The 15,243-nt window shown below is 66.4% G+C and carries 14 protein-coding genes; 7 read left to right on the forward strand and 7 right to left on the reverse strand.

Going from position 1 to position 15,243, the window contains the following annotated elements; all coding sequences use genetic code 11:
- Positions 1-70: 70 nt before the first annotated feature.
- Positions 71-859 (forward strand): DUF429 domain-containing protein, encoded by a 789-nt coding sequence (locus J7I79_RS07300; protein ID WP_214951815.1) that lies wholly within the window; start codon positions 71-73, stop codon positions 857-859.
- Here J7I79_RS07300 and J7I79_RS07305 read toward each other — a convergent pair.
- The gene (locus J7I79_RS07305; RefSeq protein WP_214951817.1) at positions 856-3,291 is read right to left on the reverse strand and encodes a phosphoketolase; all 2,436 of its coding nucleotides are present in this window, start codon (positions 3,289-3,291) and stop codon (positions 856-858) included. The genes J7I79_RS07300 and J7I79_RS07305 overlap by 4 nt on opposite strands.
- A 216-nt stretch (positions 3,292-3,507) precedes the next feature.
- Here J7I79_RS07305 and J7I79_RS07310 point away from each other — a divergent pair, with 216 nt between their 5' ends.
- Together J7I79_RS07310 and J7I79_RS07315 are read left to right on the forward strand one after the other, a co-directional pair.
- The gene (locus J7I79_RS07310) at positions 3,508-4,068 is read left to right on the forward strand and encodes a hypothetical protein (RefSeq protein ID WP_396020177.1); all 561 of its coding nucleotides are present in this window, start codon (positions 3,508-3,510) and stop codon (positions 4,066-4,068) included.
- A gap of 138 nt (positions 4,069-4,206) precedes the next feature.
- Positions 4,207-4,806 carry a hypothetical protein gene (locus J7I79_RS07315; protein ID WP_214951821.1) on the forward strand — a complete coding sequence of 200 codons (600 nt, stop codon included), beginning with the start codon at positions 4,207-4,209 and terminating at the stop codon, positions 4,804-4,806.
- A gap of 46 nt (positions 4,807-4,852) precedes the next feature.
- On the opposite strand, the gene J7I79_RS07320 is transcribed toward J7I79_RS07315, so the two are convergent.
- From J7I79_RS07320 to serS, 3 genes are all read right to left on the reverse strand, one after another.
- A complete protein-coding gene (locus J7I79_RS07320) occupies positions 4,853-5,713 on the reverse strand; it encodes an HAD family hydrolase (RefSeq protein WP_214951823.1) in 861 nt (286 codons plus the stop codon).
- A 211-nt stretch (positions 5,714-5,924) separates the two neighbouring features.
- Positions 5,925-6,938, reverse strand: coding sequence for a hypothetical protein (locus tag J7I79_RS07325; protein WP_214951825.1), 1,014 nt, complete (start codon positions 6,936-6,938; stop codon positions 5,925-5,927).
- 171 nt (positions 6,939-7,109) lie between these two features.
- Complete coding sequence (gene serS / locus J7I79_RS07330) at positions 7,110-8,390, reverse strand: serine--tRNA ligase (RefSeq protein ID WP_214951827.1); 1,281 nt, start codon at positions 8,388-8,390, stop codon at positions 7,110-7,112.
- A gap of 77 nt (positions 8,391-8,467) precedes the next feature.
- Between serS and J7I79_RS07335 the strand changes: the two genes are divergently transcribed.
- A complete protein-coding gene (locus tag J7I79_RS07335; RefSeq protein ID WP_214951829.1) occupies positions 8,468-9,559 on the forward strand; it encodes a diacylglycerol kinase family protein in 1,092 nt (363 codons plus the stop codon).
- Positions 9,560-9,595: 36 nt separating this feature from the next.
- Here J7I79_RS07335 and J7I79_RS07340 read toward each other — a convergent pair whose 3' ends face one another.
- The 3 genes from J7I79_RS07340 to J7I79_RS07350 form a co-directional block, all read right to left on the reverse strand.
- A complete protein-coding gene (locus J7I79_RS07340) occupies positions 9,596-9,805 on the reverse strand; it encodes a hypothetical protein (RefSeq protein ID WP_214951831.1) in 210 nt (69 codons plus the stop codon).
- A 92-nt stretch (positions 9,806-9,897) separates the two neighbouring features.
- The gene (pheA, locus tag J7I79_RS07345; protein ID WP_214951833.1) at positions 9,898-10,881 is read right to left on the reverse strand and encodes a prephenate dehydratase; all 984 of its coding nucleotides are present in this window, start codon (positions 10,879-10,881) and stop codon (positions 9,898-9,900) included.
- Between the two features lie 90 nt (positions 10,882-10,971).
- Positions 10,972-11,298, reverse strand: a complete 327-nt coding sequence (locus J7I79_RS07350) for a rhodanese-like domain-containing protein (protein ID WP_214951835.1) — start codon at positions 11,296-11,298, stop codon at positions 10,972-10,974.
- Positions 11,299-11,413: 115 nt separating this feature from the next.
- Between J7I79_RS07350 and J7I79_RS07355 the strand changes: the two genes are divergently transcribed.
- The 3 genes from J7I79_RS07355 to J7I79_RS07365 all read left to right on the forward strand — a co-directional run bounded on the left by J7I79_RS07355 (position 11,414) and on the right by J7I79_RS07365 (position 15,243).
- Positions 11,414-12,148 (forward strand): peptidase E, encoded by a 735-nt coding sequence (locus J7I79_RS07355; RefSeq protein ID WP_214951837.1) that lies wholly within the window; start codon positions 11,414-11,416, stop codon positions 12,146-12,148.
- Entirely contained in the window at positions 12,141-13,646 is a 1,506-nt protein-coding gene (locus J7I79_RS07360; RefSeq protein WP_214951838.1) for an amidase, read from the forward strand. Before J7I79_RS07355 ends, J7I79_RS07360 begins: the two co-directional genes overlap by 8 nt.
- 127 nt (positions 13,647-13,773) lie before the next feature.
- Complete coding sequence (locus J7I79_RS07365; RefSeq protein ID WP_214951840.1) at positions 13,774-15,243, forward strand: peptide MFS transporter; 1,470 nt, start codon at positions 13,774-13,776, stop codon at positions 15,241-15,243.

Raw genomic sequence — 15,243 nt, forward strand, 5'->3', positions numbered from 1 at the left:
TACCAATGCCCGGCGTCCAATAGATTGTTCGCATGCAACTGAGCCAGCGGACCTCCGCCCCGGCACGCCCATGAGGACGCTGGGTGTGGACCTTGCCGCCGCCACGAGGAAAACGGCGGCGGCGGTGATCGACTGGACCGGCGGCGGTGCACAGCTGGTTCACCTCTCCCTGGATGTCACCGACGAGGAGATCGTGGACCTGTTCGGCAGCGCAGCCATGACCGGCATCGACTGCCCGGTGGGCTGGCCGGACGCCTTCCTTCCCTTCCTGGCCGGGCACCTGAAATTCGACGCGCATCCGGTGCTGGACTACGACGGGATCGAAGGCCGCCGGCTCCTGGCCTACCGGGACACCGACCGGTTCGTTACCGGCAAAACCGGGCTGATTCCGCTCAGCGTCTCCGCGGACCGGCTGGCACACCCCGCGATGCGCTGCGCCGTGATCCAAGCGAAGATCGCCCGGGACCACGGGCAGCAGCCCAGGGACGGCTCGGGCCGGCTGGCAGAGGTCTACCCCGCAGCCTCCCTGAAGCTCTGGGGGATCCACGCCCGCGGGTACAAAGGGCGGGGCGCCCCGGAGTCGGAACGGCTGCGCCTTATCCTGGACAACCTGGAGACTGCGGCGCCCTGGCTGGACCTTGCCGGGCACCGGGATGACCTGGAGGCATCGGACGACATGTTCGACGCCGTCATCGCCTCCCTCACGGCCCGGGCCGTCAGCCTCGGCCAAACGCTGCAGCCCGCAGAGGATCACGCCGCGGCAGCCCTCAGCGAAGGGTGGATCCACGTCCCTTCCGGCAGGCTCGCCAACCTCACAGAGTCGCCGGGGCAGCCGGAGTCGCCGGATGAGCCGGATTAGCCGCCAAGCGTCCAGTCGCGGATCTCCTCCATGTCTTCGCCGTGGCTGCGCGTGTGGTTGTGCGCCCGGATACGGCTGTCCTGGAGCGCCTGCCGCAGCAGGGAGTGCCGCTCCGCCAGTCCCGGAACCCGGTCGATGGCGTCGATGGCCAGCTGGAAACGGTCGATGCCGTTGAGCATGGCCATGTCGAACGGCGTGGTGGTGGTCCCCTCTTCCTTGTAGCCGCGGACGTGCAGGCCTTTCTGGTTGGTGCGACGGTAGGCCAGCCGGTGAATCAGGGACGGGTACCCGTGGTAGGCGAAAATGATCGGCTTGTCCGCCGTGAATATGCCGTCGAAGTCCCGTGATGTCAGCCCGTGGGGGTGCTCGCTGGCGTCCTGGAGCCGCATCAGATCCACCACGTTGACCACGCGGATCTTCAGCCCTGGCGCGCCTTCCTTGAGCAGTTCAGCGGCAGCAATCGTCTCCACGGTGGGAACGTCGCCGGCGCAGGCCAGCACCACATCCGGTTCCTCACCGGGCACCTCGGATCCCGCGAATTCCCAGATCCCCAGCCCGCGCTGGCAGTGGTGGGCGGCATCGGCCGGCCCCAGCCATGTGGGTGAGGGCTGCTTGCCGCTGACCACGATATTGACGTAATCCCGGGAATCCAGGCAGTGCTCCATCACGGCCAGCAGCGTGTTGGCATCCGGCGGCAGGTACACGCGGATGACCTCCGCCTTCTTGTTCACCGCGTGGTCGACGAAACCCGGATCCTGGTGCGAGAAACCGTTGTGGTCCTGCTGCCAGACATGCGAGGACAGCACGTAGTTCAGCGACGCCACGGGCTGGCGCCAGGCGAGCCCGCGGTGGACCTTGAGCCACTTGGCATGCTGGTTGAACATGGAGTCGACAATGTGGATGAAGGCCTCGTAGCAGCTGAACACGCCGTGCCGACCGGTCAGGAGGTAGCCTTCCAGCCAGCCCTGGCACAGGTGCTCGCTGAGCACCTCCATCACCCGGCCGGCCCGCGCGAGGTGCTCGTCGACGTCGTCGATCCGGTATTGCCAGACCTTGTCGGTGACGTCATAGACGTCCTGCAGGCGGTTGGAGGCAGTCTCATCGGGGCCGAAAAGCCGGAAAGTCTCGGAATTTTGGGAAATAACGTCCCGCATCCAGCCGCCGAGGGTGATCATGGCGCTGACCCGGTCCACACCGGGCCTGGGCACCTCGACGGCGTGCTTGCGGTAGTCCGGCAGTTTCAGGTCGCGCAGCAGGGTGCCGCCGTTGGCATGGGGCGTGGCGCTCATCCTCAGCTCCCCTGCCGGAGCGTTTTCCGCGACGTCGGGCCGGAGGCGGCCGTGGTCGTCGAAGAGGTCGCCCGGCCGGTAGGATTCCAGCCATTGTTCCAGCTGGGCTAGGTGCTCCGGATTCGTGCGGACCTCCGACAGCGGCACCTGATGGCTCCGCCACGTCCCCTCCACCTGCTTGCCATCAACCCGCTTGGGGCCGGTCCAGCCCTTGGGCGAACGCAGCACAATCATGGGCCACTGGGCGGCACCGGCGTCATCAGCCGACGGGGTGCCGGCGCCGCGGCGCACCGCCTGGATGGCACGGATCTCGGCAAGGCAGGCCTCCAGGACCGCGGCGAAATCGCGGTGCGCGGCCGCCGTATCATCAGGATCGGCCACGGTGACGAAATGGGGTTTGTGGCCGTACCCGCGGAGCAACTGTTCCAGCTGGGCTTCCGGCATCCGGGCGAGGACCGTGGGGTTGGCGATCTTGTAGCCGTTCAGGTGCAGGATGGGCAGCACCGCGCCGTCGGCCACCGGGTCCAGGAAGTTGTGGGAATGCCAGCTGGCCGCCAACGGCCCGGTTTCCGCCTCGCCGTCACCGATCACGACGGCGGTGATCAGCTTCGGATTGTCGAAGACGGATCCGTAGGCGTGGGCCAGCGAGTACCCGAGTTCGCCACCCTCGCTGATGGAGCCGGGAGTCTCGGGGGCTGCGTGGCTGGGGATGCCGCCGGGATAGGAGAACTGGCGGAAGAGTTCTGCCAGCCCGGGCTCGTCGTCGCCCACGTTGCTGTAGATCTCCGAGTAGGTGCCCTCGAGCCAGGCGTTCGCCACCACTGCGGGGCCGCCGTGGCCGGGACCCGCGATGAACAGCATCTGCTGCCGGTCCCTGCGGATGACCCGGTTGAGGTGGGCGTAGACGAAGTTCAGCCCTGGCGTGGTGCCCCAATGGCCCAGGAGCCGGGCCTTGGTGTCTTCAGCGCGGAGAGGTTCACGCAGCAACGGGTTAGAGCGCAGGTAAATCTGGCCCACGGAGAGGTAGTTGGCAGCCCGCCACCAGCGGTCCACGAGTTCCAGTTCGGCCCCATCCGCGGTCCCCGTCCCGGAATTGCCGGCCCCCGGCTTATTGGCAGTGTCCCTACCCGGCGTGTTCGCCATGGATTTTCTCCGCTTCCGTCAATGCCACCGTCGGCAGCGTCCTTCCCCATGGCAACACCTTCAGGCCATGGGCACAACCTCCGGGCAGCGTGTCGACCGTGGTCCGGTTCATCAGTGGGGGCGTGGGTTGTACTGCCCATCGCCGTGCACCACGCAACAAGGTAAATTCATGCTGTTTGATTCGGCACTGGGATAAGGGGAACCACCGTGGCACGGATGGATGGAGCGGACATCGCAGGACTGATCGACCCCGTCAACCGACGCCGCGTCCGCCGGCATACTGCCTCGGGTGCCTGTTACGTGGAAGTTGCGGGCTGGCCGCACTTTTGGGGTCGTAGCCTCGATGCGCTGGTGATAATCCTGGTTGCCGTCTCCCTAATGGCCGTGCTGAACTCCCTGGTCCGGAACCTGGCCTTGGGCCCGCTCTCCCTGGCCCTGTTTTCCAACGACGGGCTGTTCGTCGCCACCCTGACCGCAATCTGGTTCCTGGTCCTTTTTGCCTACGGCATGATTATGGGCACCGCAGGCAGCCTGGGCGACGTCGCCGCCGGGATGCGTTCCGTCAGAATCGCGGACGGCACGACGTCGGGAGCCTGGCTCGGCGGCTGGCGCGCCGTTTGCTGGTCCTTCGCTCCCTTGTACCTCCTGTTGGCGTTCGCCTCCGCTCTCGGTGGGGGCAGCGGCGACACGTTTGACGCGAAATTCACCGCGGTAGACCTCCGCTCCGGTGTCGCCCACGGGGCTGCCCCCATGCACGATCCCCGCGTATCTGATTAAGGGCAGGCTGACGAAGACCGGCGCGATCAGGTGCCCGGGCTCTACGACAACGGCACCCGAGGTTGAACGCGCGATGACCTGAAAGGCTCATCGCTTTCCCTCAACGGCGCCCTGCCACCGGGTAGTCTGTCATGCAGAATGTTCACGCTGACCATCAACCAAACGGACAGCCGGCGCGACGGTGACCGGGTACCGCAGTTGCTCAAGGACCTGCGGCACATACCCGCGCGCCTCGATTTCGACCGGTCCGTGGAGGACGAAGTCCAGGGCATCGTGGACTGTCCGCACCAGGCCGTGGACGCCGCCCTGGTGGCGCTGCGCTCAGGGAGCTGGTTTGTCGGGATCGGTGTGGGGCCGATAAATGAGCCGCTACCCAACCAGATCAAGGACGCCACCGGACACGGCCTGATCTACGCGCGCCGGGCTGTGGACCGCCTGCGCAACGGCAAGGAACGCATTCCCGTCGCGGTTGACGGCCCGTTCGCCGACCTCGCCGCGGAATCAGAGTCAGTGCTGAAGCTGCTCGGCCACATTGTGCACGGGCGAAGCGCGGCCGAGTGGCGTGTCCTGGATCTGCTGACACCCGGCGTCCGCGGCCAGCAAAAGGCAGTTGCCCATGAGCTCGGCATCACCACCCAGGCAGTCAGCAAGGCCGTGGCCAGGGCGCAATGGAACGAGGAGCACGCGGCCCGTCCGGCTGCGGCCCGGCTGCTCCAGCTGATCCTCGAGGTCCGCTAGGCAGTTGACCCGCCCCCTGCGAATGCGGACCCGAAGCAGCCCCGCCCTAGAGCAGGCTGCGGAGAACGTGCGCCGCGCCGTCGTCGTGAACGGACAAGGTGACTTCATTCGCGGCGGCGACCACTTCGTCAGGAGCCTGGCCCATGGCAACCCCCCGGCGGGCCCAGGTGAGCATCTCGATGTCGTTGCGGCCGTCACCGATGGCCACCGTGAGGTGCGACTCGATGCTCAGGTGGCCGCGGAGGTGTTCCAGGGCGCTGGCCTTGGTGACCCCTTCGGCGGCGATGTCCAGCCAGGCAGTCCAGCCCACTGAATACGTGACACCGGCGAGGCCGATGTGCTTGATGGCCTCGTTGAACTCCTCCGACGTATTTTCGGAGCTGAACACCACCACCCGCACGGCTGTGGCGTCAAGCATGGTCTGGAAGTCGACGCCGATTGCTTCCACGCCGAAACTGGCATCCTGAAAACGTTCGGTGGACAGGAAATTGCCGTCCTCGTCCTCCAGCGCGTACTTGGCGAGCGGGAGCCGCTTGCGGAGGGCACGGAGCGCGGGCCCCGGATCGAACGTGGCCTTGCGGATGACTTCGTAGCCGTCGGGGTGCGCCGGGTCGAGGCGGAGCGTCACGCCGCCGTTGCAGCAGACTGCGTAGCCGGTTTCGATCCCGATCTGCTCAATGATGGGCAGGGTGGCATTCAGGGAACGTCCGGTGGCGATCATGACCTCGTGGCCCGCTGCGACCACCGCCTGGGCGGCCTCACGGACGGGGGCCGACATGTGGCCGTCATGGTTGACCAGGGTGCCGTCGACATCCAGGGCAACCATGAGCTTCTGTGTTGAGTTGTTCTTACCGTTGTTTCGCTGGTCGTCGTTGCCAGCGACTGAGGTTTCAGTCAATGTTGTCATTCACCTAGTACAGCAGACACCCCCGACAGCCGCTAGGACGCACGCCACAGCGCCTTGTGAACTTCCGGTAAACACCCACAGGGCTGTCCACACTGTGAGTGTTTACCGCCGCTTCACGTTGCCGATTGGGCGCCGGCCGGTGGCAGCGGCCGACCCCTCGAAATCCGAGGCTTGTTCGCGGTTCCTGCCCTTGAGGGTTCGGACGCGCGGGCTAGTGCGGGTTCCGTGGGCGCAGGCCCGCGGCCAGGAGCTTCCGCCTCAGTCGGTCGGGGTTATCCACATCCGCCCAGTTCCAGCGAACGAAGCCATACCCGAGGCAACGGATTCGGTCTTCGCGAAGTTTCTCCCGGTACACGGCTTCCTCCGCCGTGATGGCGCCACGGAGCGCCGCGTCCACGTACTTCGCCTTGCCGTCGAACTCCCCCACAACTCCTTGCTCTGGCCACCAGCAGTCGCTCCTGCCGATGAAGCCGTCATGGTCGCTGAAGACGTGCTGAAGCACTGGTTGCTCGAAGCCAAGATACTCAAAGGCCGAACGGCTGTAGGACTCACCCACGGATTCAGCCAAGGGGCTGGCGAGGGTGGCCGCCAGTTCAGCGCGGCGCCGGGCGGCTGCAAACGGGTGGGCCGCGATGCGGTCGGCAATTCCGGGCACGCCGAGGAGGCCGGAGTCCGCGGCCGGCGCGCCGTCACGTACTAGTCTTCGGGCCACGCCATCAGCAACCACCAATGCATTGCTCACCCTGCCGGACACCATTACGTCTACCGCGGTCTGCATCAGCCCGGTGCACCGAAACTCCCCGTGCTGCACGGGCTCAACCGCTGCCTTGAGGCAATACCGGAGAGGGTAGGATCGCTTGTCCCGAACCTGTTGGGCTGTGCTGTCCTCCCCCAGCACCAGAAGCGCCGATCGCCTTGTCCCACTGCGTCCGGGCAGGGTTGTTGCCAGCTCAACACAGCCAGGCGTCTTCAGCGTAGGGAGGCCGCTAGCGAGGGCTGCCGTCTCCCCGCACAGCACGGCACCTTTAACCGACCTCGCAACAGCCGCCGTCGTCCACGCGAAGCGGTCCGACGGACGGGCTCGGATCCACTCTGTGGTGCGCACATAGAAACCGCGACGGATCCGCACCAGCTTTCCCGCCCGGAACTCGCGATGGATGAAATCGGTGCCGGCCCGGCTGCGAAGAATGGCGGCGGAGTCGATCAGTCCGGGCGGGATTTCCATGCCAACAGGATGAACCTCCGGACCCCATGAGTCGGCGGGCCGGGTGCGCTATGTGGACAAGGCACCGTGTGGAGGAACGGTCACGCTGCCGCGAACCGGCCATTCCTAGGCTTGTCCGCGCATCAGGCGGGTGAAGGGCAGGAACCGCGGACAAGCCTGGGAAACCCCAAACTAGAGGACCGGGAAGACCTCCAGGCCGCCGAGGTACTTCTGGAGCGCCCGGGGGACGTTCACCGAGCCGTCCTCGTTCTGGTGGTGCTCAAGGATGGCCACGATCCAGCGGGTGGTGGCCAGCGTTCCGTTCAGGGTGGCGACGGCGCGGGTCCCCTTGGGTGCGCCGTCCTCGTTCAGCACGCGCTCACGGATGTTCAGGCGGCGCGCCTGGAACGTGGTGCAGTTCGAGGTGGACGTCAGTTCGCGGTACGCACCCTGCGTGGGCACCCAGGCCTCGCAGTCGAACTTGCGGGCGGCGGAGTTGCCGAGGTCGCCGGCGGCGGTATCAATCACCCGGTAGGGAAGCTCGCACTTGGCCAGCATCTCCTCTTCCCAGGCCAGCAGCCTCTCGTGCTCGGCTGCTGCCTCCTCCACCGTGGTGTAGATGAACATTTCCACCTTGTTGAACTGGTGGACGCGGATGATCCCGCGGGTGTCCTTGCCGTGCGAGCCTGCCTCGCGTCGGTAGCAGGAACTCTGGCCCGCATAGCGGATGGGGCCGGCAGAAAGGTCCAGGATCTCGTCCGCGTGGTACCCGGCCAGGGCCACCTCCGAGGTGCCCACCAAGTAAAGGTCGTCTTCGGCGAGACGGTAGATTTCGGCGTCGTGCTTGACGTCGAAGCCGGTGCCCTGCATCGTTTCGGGGCGGACCAGCGTGGGGGTGATCATGGGAACGAAGCCGGCGTCGATGGCCTGCTCCATGGCCATCTGCAGGAGCGCCATTTCCAGCCGGGCGCCCACGCCGCGGAGGAAGTAGAAGCGTGAACCGGACACCTTGGCGCCGCGCTCCATGTCGATGGCACCGATCAGCTCACCGATTTCCAGGTGGTCTTTCGGCTCAAAATCAGGGAACTCGCGGGGTTCGCCGACGGTCTTGACCACGATGAAGTCGTCCTCGCCGCCTTCCGGAACCCCGTCCACGATCAGGTTGGGGATGGCGCGCAGCAGATCTTCCTGCTGCGCCTGCGCGACGTCCGCTTCGGCGGAGGCCGCCTTGACCGACGCGGCCAGGACCTTGACCTCGGCCAGCAGCGCCTGCTTTTCCTCGCCCTTGGCCTGCGCCACCTTCTTGCCGAAGACATTCTGTTCGGCGCGCAGGTTTTCGAAGCGGATGAGTGCGGCACGCCTCGCCGCATCTGCCGAGATGATCGCATCCACTACGGACTCGTCGGCGCCGCGGGCGCGCTGGCTGGCACGGAACTTGTCCGGATTTTCGCTGAGGTCTTTTACGTCGATCACCAGACAAGAGTATCGAATCCGCCCGCCATGACGCGGTGGGCCGTGCGGGCTCCTGCGCGGGATAGTGTTGGAGCACCATGAACGATTGGCTGCTTTACCTCATCATCACTGCGGCCCTGGCTTTCGCGGTCTCCAGCTGGTGGGGTGTGCGGAGCCTCAAGGCACTCCATACGCGCAGCGCTGTCCAAGAGGACACGTACCACCCGGGCCTGTCCCGTCAGACAGTGGCCGTGGTGATGAACCCGGTCAAGGCGAAGTCCGCGGAAGCCACCGCCCTGATCCAGCGCGCTTGCCTCTCCGCAGGGTGGGACGCCCCGGTCTTTTTCGAAACAACCGCCGAGGACCCCGGATATTCGCAGGCCGAAGCAGCACTCGCGACCGGGGCCGACGTCGTCCTCGTGGGCGGCGGGGACGGAACGGTACGCGTTGTGGCTGAGAAGCTGGCGCGTACGAACGTGCCCATGGGCCTGATTCCGCTGGGCACGGGAAACCTGCTGGCAAGGAACATCGACCTCGACGTCTACGATCTCCACGGCAACGTCCAGACAGCATTGTTCGGACACCAGCGGCACATTGACATGGCCCGCATGGCCATCCGGAACTCGCGGACGGGTACCTCGTCGGAGCATGCGTTCCTGGTAATTGCCGGCATGGGCATGGACGCCGAGGTAGTGGGCGACACCAATGACGGGCTGAAGAAGGCAGTGGGCTGGCTCGCCTATACCGAGGCTGGGGTCAGGCACCTGCCCGGACGGCGCAAGAAGGTGTCCATCGCCCTGGACGACCAGCCCGAACAGTCACGGAAGATCCGCAGCGTGCTGTTCGCCAATTGCGGCCTGATCCCGGGCGGCATCGACTTCATCCCGCAGGCAATGATCGACGACGGCATGCTGGACGTCGTGGTGATGAGCCCGCGCAGTGCCATCGGGTGGATCGCGATGTACGCAAAGATCATGTTCAAGCACAAAAGGAACCTGCCGGTCATGAGCTACTACCGTTCCGGCAAGATCGTCATCAAGTGCGCAGAGCCGGTAGCCACCCAGGTCGACGGCGACCCCTCAGGAATGGCCACCGACGTGACCGTCCGGGTGGAGCCGAGATCGCTGTTGGTTCGGGTTACGGAAAGCAAGGGCGGCGAAACGGCCGCAGGGGAATCCACCCCGCAGTAGGCCTCCGGGAAGGCAGCCTGCCCGGAGACCCCGGAGTCAGGCGCTGGCCTTCTTCTGCTCCGCCTCAGCTGCGGCCTTCGCCGCCGCGCGGGCTTCGGACTGTTCCCGGATCATGGCCTGTTCCTCTTCGAAGCGCAGGCGATCCGCACGGTCCGCATCGTCGCCGTCCCAGTCCTGGTTATCGGCAGTCGGCTTGGGATTGACGATCATTCCCTGGCCGTCGTTGTCGGTACTGGATCCTGACATGACCCGCTCCTTCCGGTAGAGGTCGTCCCCAATGGATCAGGCAAGCATACGCACTGCGGTGCACGCGGGGAAGTACCCGGAAGGGCATCTGTCTAAGCTGTTGGCGAACCGTGCGGAGCTTGGACCGGCTCGATGGATGCCGCTTTGAGTATCCCTGCGACCCATTCATGTGCGGCCTGGAATGCTTCGTCGGACGTGTGCGCTTCCACTTCGGGGCTCTGCGCGTCAGCCCTTGGGTAGGAACCAAGAAAGCGCGTGGCGGGGCTGATCCGGTGCAACCCGGCCAGGGCGTCCGCCACACGGGCGTCCTCCACGTGGCCGTCGGCGTCGATGCTGAAGAAGTAGTGGCCCAGGTACTGCCCGGTGGGCCGCGATTCGATCCGGCTGAGGTTCACTCCGCGGGTGGCGAACTGGTCCAGGATCTCCATCAGCGCACCCGGACGGTCCTCCGGCAGCGGGACCACCACCGTGGTCTTGTCCGCTCCGGTACGGTGCGGCAGCGCTCCGGGCCGGCTGACCAGGACAAAACGCGTCACCGCACCCGGGTTGTCCCCGATGTTCTCCGCGAGCACATGCAGCCCAGGCTGCTCAGTGGCCACGATCGGGGCGCAGATGGCGGCGTCATAGTGCACGCCGTCCTCGCTCAGCAGCCTCATGGCTCCCGCCGCGGTGGAGGAGGCCGGAATGTATTCCACATCAGGCATGTTCGCTTCGACCCAGAGCCGGCACTGCGCCCAGGCGTGGCCATGGGTGGAGATTTTTCGGATATCCGCGATTTCCACCCCGGGGCGGGCAACCAGGACGAAGCTGATGGGTACGAGCGCCTCGCGGATGATCCTCAGCTCCTGGCCGGATGCGATGGCATCCAGGGTCGCCGTCACGCCGCCCTCGACCGAGTTCTCGATGGGCACCATGGCGGCATCGGCGGATCCGTCACGGACCTTGTCCAGCGCGGTGTTCACATTGGAGGAGGGGATGCGGACAGCCCCCACGGCGCCGGGCACCTGCATCAGCGCAGCCTCGGTAAACGTGCCTTCCGGGCCGAGGAACGTGTAGGTGACGGGCGAAGCAGGCATGGACGGTCCTTGTCGTTTTATGTCAGGGCCGCCCGGCGGGCGGCAGCGCCGGCGGCAACCCGGCACTGAGGGGCGGCAGCTGCCGCGTTGCTAGAGGATGACCGGCTTGAGGCCGTTGTCCGAGACGAGCGGCAGTCCCGACTCGAGCCATTGGTCCATTCCGCCGGCCACATTGAAAGCGGAATAGCCCTGACCCTCAAGCCACTTGGCTGCACGGAAGGACCGTCCGCCCGTCCGGCAGATAACGTACACGTCCTCGTCCGGGTCCAGTTCGCTGAGCCGGGCCGGCACCTGGTCCAGCGGAATGTGCAGGGCACCTTCGGCATGCCCGGCCGCCCATTCGTAGTCCTCGCGCACGTCAAGGATCTTGGCGTCGGCGGGAACGTCGGTCACGGTCACGGTTTCGAAGTCACTCATGGAAGTCCTCTCCGGGGGAATGAAGGTCTGTCTCCAGCGTATCCCCCGCCGGAGGCGGCGGCTCCGAATCCGGAGGCACGTTACGCTTCAAGTGGACCGCAAAGGAGAATCTTCGATGGCAGCCCAACAGCCCACCATTCTGGCCACGTCCGGCGGACTTAAGGCCGGCCGGCGTTCACGGCTGGAGTTTGACGCACTGCTGCATCACGCCGTCGAGCTTTCCGGCGTTACCGGGCGCGCCCCGCGCGTCACCCATATCGGCACCGCCGCGGGCGACCAGCGCTGGTTCAACGCGGAAATGGACCAGGCCGCGAGGATCGCCGGCTTCGATTTTAGCCACCTGAACCTGTTCACCATGCCCAGCATCGACGATCCGGAAGCCCACCTCATAGAGCAGGACGTGGTGTGGGTCAACGGCGGTTCGGTGGTGAACCTGCTGGCCGTCTGGCGGGCGCACGGCCTCGACGGAATCCTGCGGCGAGTGTGGGAAGGCGGCGTGGTCCTGGCCGGCGTCTCGGCAGGGTCCATCTGCTGGTATCAGGGTGGCACCACGGATTCGTTCGGCCCGCAGCTGCGTCCGGTGACGAACGCCCTGGGATTCCTGCCCTATGCCAACAGCGTGCACTACGACTCGGAGGACCAGCGCCGACCGTTGGTGCACCGGCTGGTGGCTGAGGGCACGCTCAGCGAAACCCACTGCACGGACGACGGCGTGGGACTGGTTTACTTCGGCACGGACCTCGTTGATATGGTCAGCGAGGTGCGCGGCAAGGCGGCGTACCGCGTCACGCGGCAGCCCGGCGCAGCAGCTGCCGCGGAAGAGCGGCTGGAGCCGCGTTTCCTTGGGTGAAATCCACGAATTGTCCGCGGTTGGGCTACGTGACGCCCTGAGCTCGGGAAAGCTCTCCGCCAAGGAGGCGACGGAGCATTTCCTGGCCCGGATCGAGGCGCAGAATCCGGGCCTCGGGGCCTTCATCACGGTGACGGCGGAGCAAGCCCTGGCCGACGCCGGACGCGCGGATGCACTGTACGCCCGATCCCAGCATTCCCGTTCACCGGGGGAGCTTCCGCTGCTGCACGGCATGCCGGTGGCGTTCAAGGACCTGACCGACGTTGCCGGTGTGGTGACGACCCACGGCAGTGCGGCCCTGGACCATAAGCCTGCACCCGTGGACGGTGCGCTGGCGGCGGTGTTGAAGCGGGCAGGCGTCGTTTCCCTGGGCAAGACCCAGGTTCCGGAATTCGGCCTAACTGCCTACAGCGAGAACCTCATCGCCCCGCCGTCGCGCAATCCCCATGCGCTGAGCCGAAGCTCGGGGGGATCCTCGGGCGGCAGCGCCGCCGCCGTTGCCGCAGGCCTTGTACCGTTCGCACCCGGGTCCGACGGGGGCGGCTCCATCCGGATTCCTGCGGCGGCCTGCGGGCTGGTGGGCCTGAAGCCGGGGCGCGGACTCGTCCCGGCCGGTGAAAGCACCGGGGACCCGGCCAGGCTGGTGGTGGCCGGCCCGTTGGCCCGGTCCGCCGAGGATGCGGCCCTGATGCTCGACGCCCTGGTGTCCGCACCGGAATCAGCGGAACCGGCGCAAGAGGCAGCATCAGCGGCAACGGACCCGGGAACGTCCGGGCACAAAGCTGTTCCAGGCGGCGGGGGACGGTACCTCGCGGCCCTGTCCCGGCCGCCGCGCCAACTCCGGATCGGTGTGAGCCTGGACAGCCCCTGGCAGGCCATTTTCCCGTTTACTCCGGACGCGGAAGCCATGGACGCCCTCGACGCGGGTATCCGGCTGCTCGAGACGGCAGGCCACTTCACGGCGGAAGCCGCCGTCCGGTATGACAACCGGTACCCGGACGCCTTCACCACGGCGTGGACTGCCGGCGTGGGAAATGCCAGGATTGCCCCGCAGCGCGAGGCGCTCCTGACCCCGCTCACCCGCACTTTCCGGCGGCGGGCGCAGCAGCGGAGTGTGTCCAAGCTGAACGAGGCGCTCGGTTTCCTGCGGCAGTTCGAGCGCGACACCATTGCGCAGTACGCCCACTGGGACCTCGTCCTGATGCCGGCACTGGCCCAGACGCCGCGGCCCGTGGGCTGGTTTACGGGTTCCTCGCACGGGGACGGCTACTGGCCTGCGTCGGAATGGGCCGGCGACGCCGACGGCGATTACCGGAAGCAGTGCGAATATGCGCCCTGGTCCTCAATGGTCAACGTGTGCGGCCTGCCCGCCATCAGCATTCCCGTGCACTGGACCGGAGGGGCGCCGGGCGCCGGCCTGCCGATGGGGATCCAGCTGGTGGGACCCATGGGATCCGAGGCCCTGCTGCTTCAAGTGGCTGCCCAGATCGGCTACTAGGGCTGGCGGCGCACCCGGCAACAAGACGCGGCAACGCCGCCCCAATGGCCCGTGGCGCCGCGTGTCTGCCTTGCTTCCTGCCCGCTGGAATGTGACAATCGCGCGATCCGGTGCCACCCTTAAGTAAATGAGCACAACTCATTTATCCGATCGCCCCGCTACAACGCCGGGCGATACTTCCTTTTTTGGCCACCCAAAGATGCTGGCCAGCCTCTTCTCCGTGGAAATGTGGGAGCGCTTCTCCTTCTACGGCATGCAGGGCATCCTCCTCTACTACATGTACTTCACCACTGCGCAGGGCGGCCTCGAAATCGAGCAGGGCCTGGCCGCAGGGCTGGTGGGCGCCTACGGCGGCGGAGTCTACCTCTCCACCATTCTTGGCGCCTGGCTGGCTGACCGGCTCTTCGGTTCGGAACGGGTCCTGTTCGGCTCGGCCGTCCTGATCATGGCCGGCCACATTGCGTTGGCGCTCCTGCCGGGCATTCCCGGCCTCATCGCCGGCCTGGTGCTGGTGGGCGTCGGCTCCGGCGGGCTCAAGGCCAACGCCACCGCGCTGGTGGGCAGCCTGTACGGAGAGAAGGACGAACGCCGCGACGCCGGCTTCTCCATCTTCTATATGGGCATCAACGCGGGTGGGCTGATAGGCCCGCTGGTCACCGGCTGGCTGCAGGAAAGCCAGGGGTTCCACTGGGGCTTCGGCGCGGCCGCCGTCGGCATGGCCCTGGGCCTGGGCATCTACGCAATGGGACGCAAGAATCTCCCCGAAGCGGCACACCACGTGCCCAATCCGTTGCCCGCCGCGGAGCGGACCCGGTACGGGCTGATCTTCGTTGGTATTGCCGCCGCAGTGGCCGTGCTCCTGGCCACCGGTGCCGTAAACGCCGAAAACCTGGCCATGTCCATGGCTTACGCGGCCATCGGCGCGTCCGTGCTGTACTTCGGCCTGATCTTCCGCAGCAAAAAGGTGACAGGGACGGAGCGCAAGCGCGTGGTCGCGTTCATCCCGCTGTACATCGCCTCTGCAGCGTTCTGGGCGCTCTTCCAGCAGCAATTCACGTTCATTGCCGTCTACTCGGAGGAGAAACTGGACCGGAACCTGTTTGGATGGGAAATGCCGGCGGCCTGGGTGCAGTCCATCAACCCGGTGTTCATCATCATCTTCGCCGGCGTTATGGCGGCCCTGTGGACCCGCCTCGGCCACAAGCAACCAGGATCGGCCCTGAAGTTCTCCATCGGCCTGTTCGTGATGGGCCTGGCCTTCCTGGCCTTCATCCCGTTGTCCGGCGGCGGCAAGACACCGCTCCTGGCCCTCGTGGGCATCCTGCTCCTGTTCACGCTCGCGGAGCTCTTCCTCTCCCCCATCGGGCTCTCCGTCACCACCAAACTGGCGCCGCAGGCGTTCCACACGCAGATGGTGGCTTTGTTCTTCCTGTCCGTTTCGCTCGGCACCACCCTGGCCGGCATCCTCGCCGGCCTGTACAACCCCGCCGATGAGCTGCCGTACTTCACGGGCATCGGCGGCACGGCCATGGTCCTCGCCGTCGGCCTGGCTGTGGCTTCGCCGGGGATCAAGAAGCTCATGGGCGGCGTACGCTGA

It is taken from the genome of Arthrobacter sp. ISL-69, assembly GCF_018613775.1.
In the GTDB taxonomy this organism is placed as follows: Bacteria; Actinomycetota; Actinomycetes; order Actinomycetales; family Micrococcaceae; genus Arthrobacter.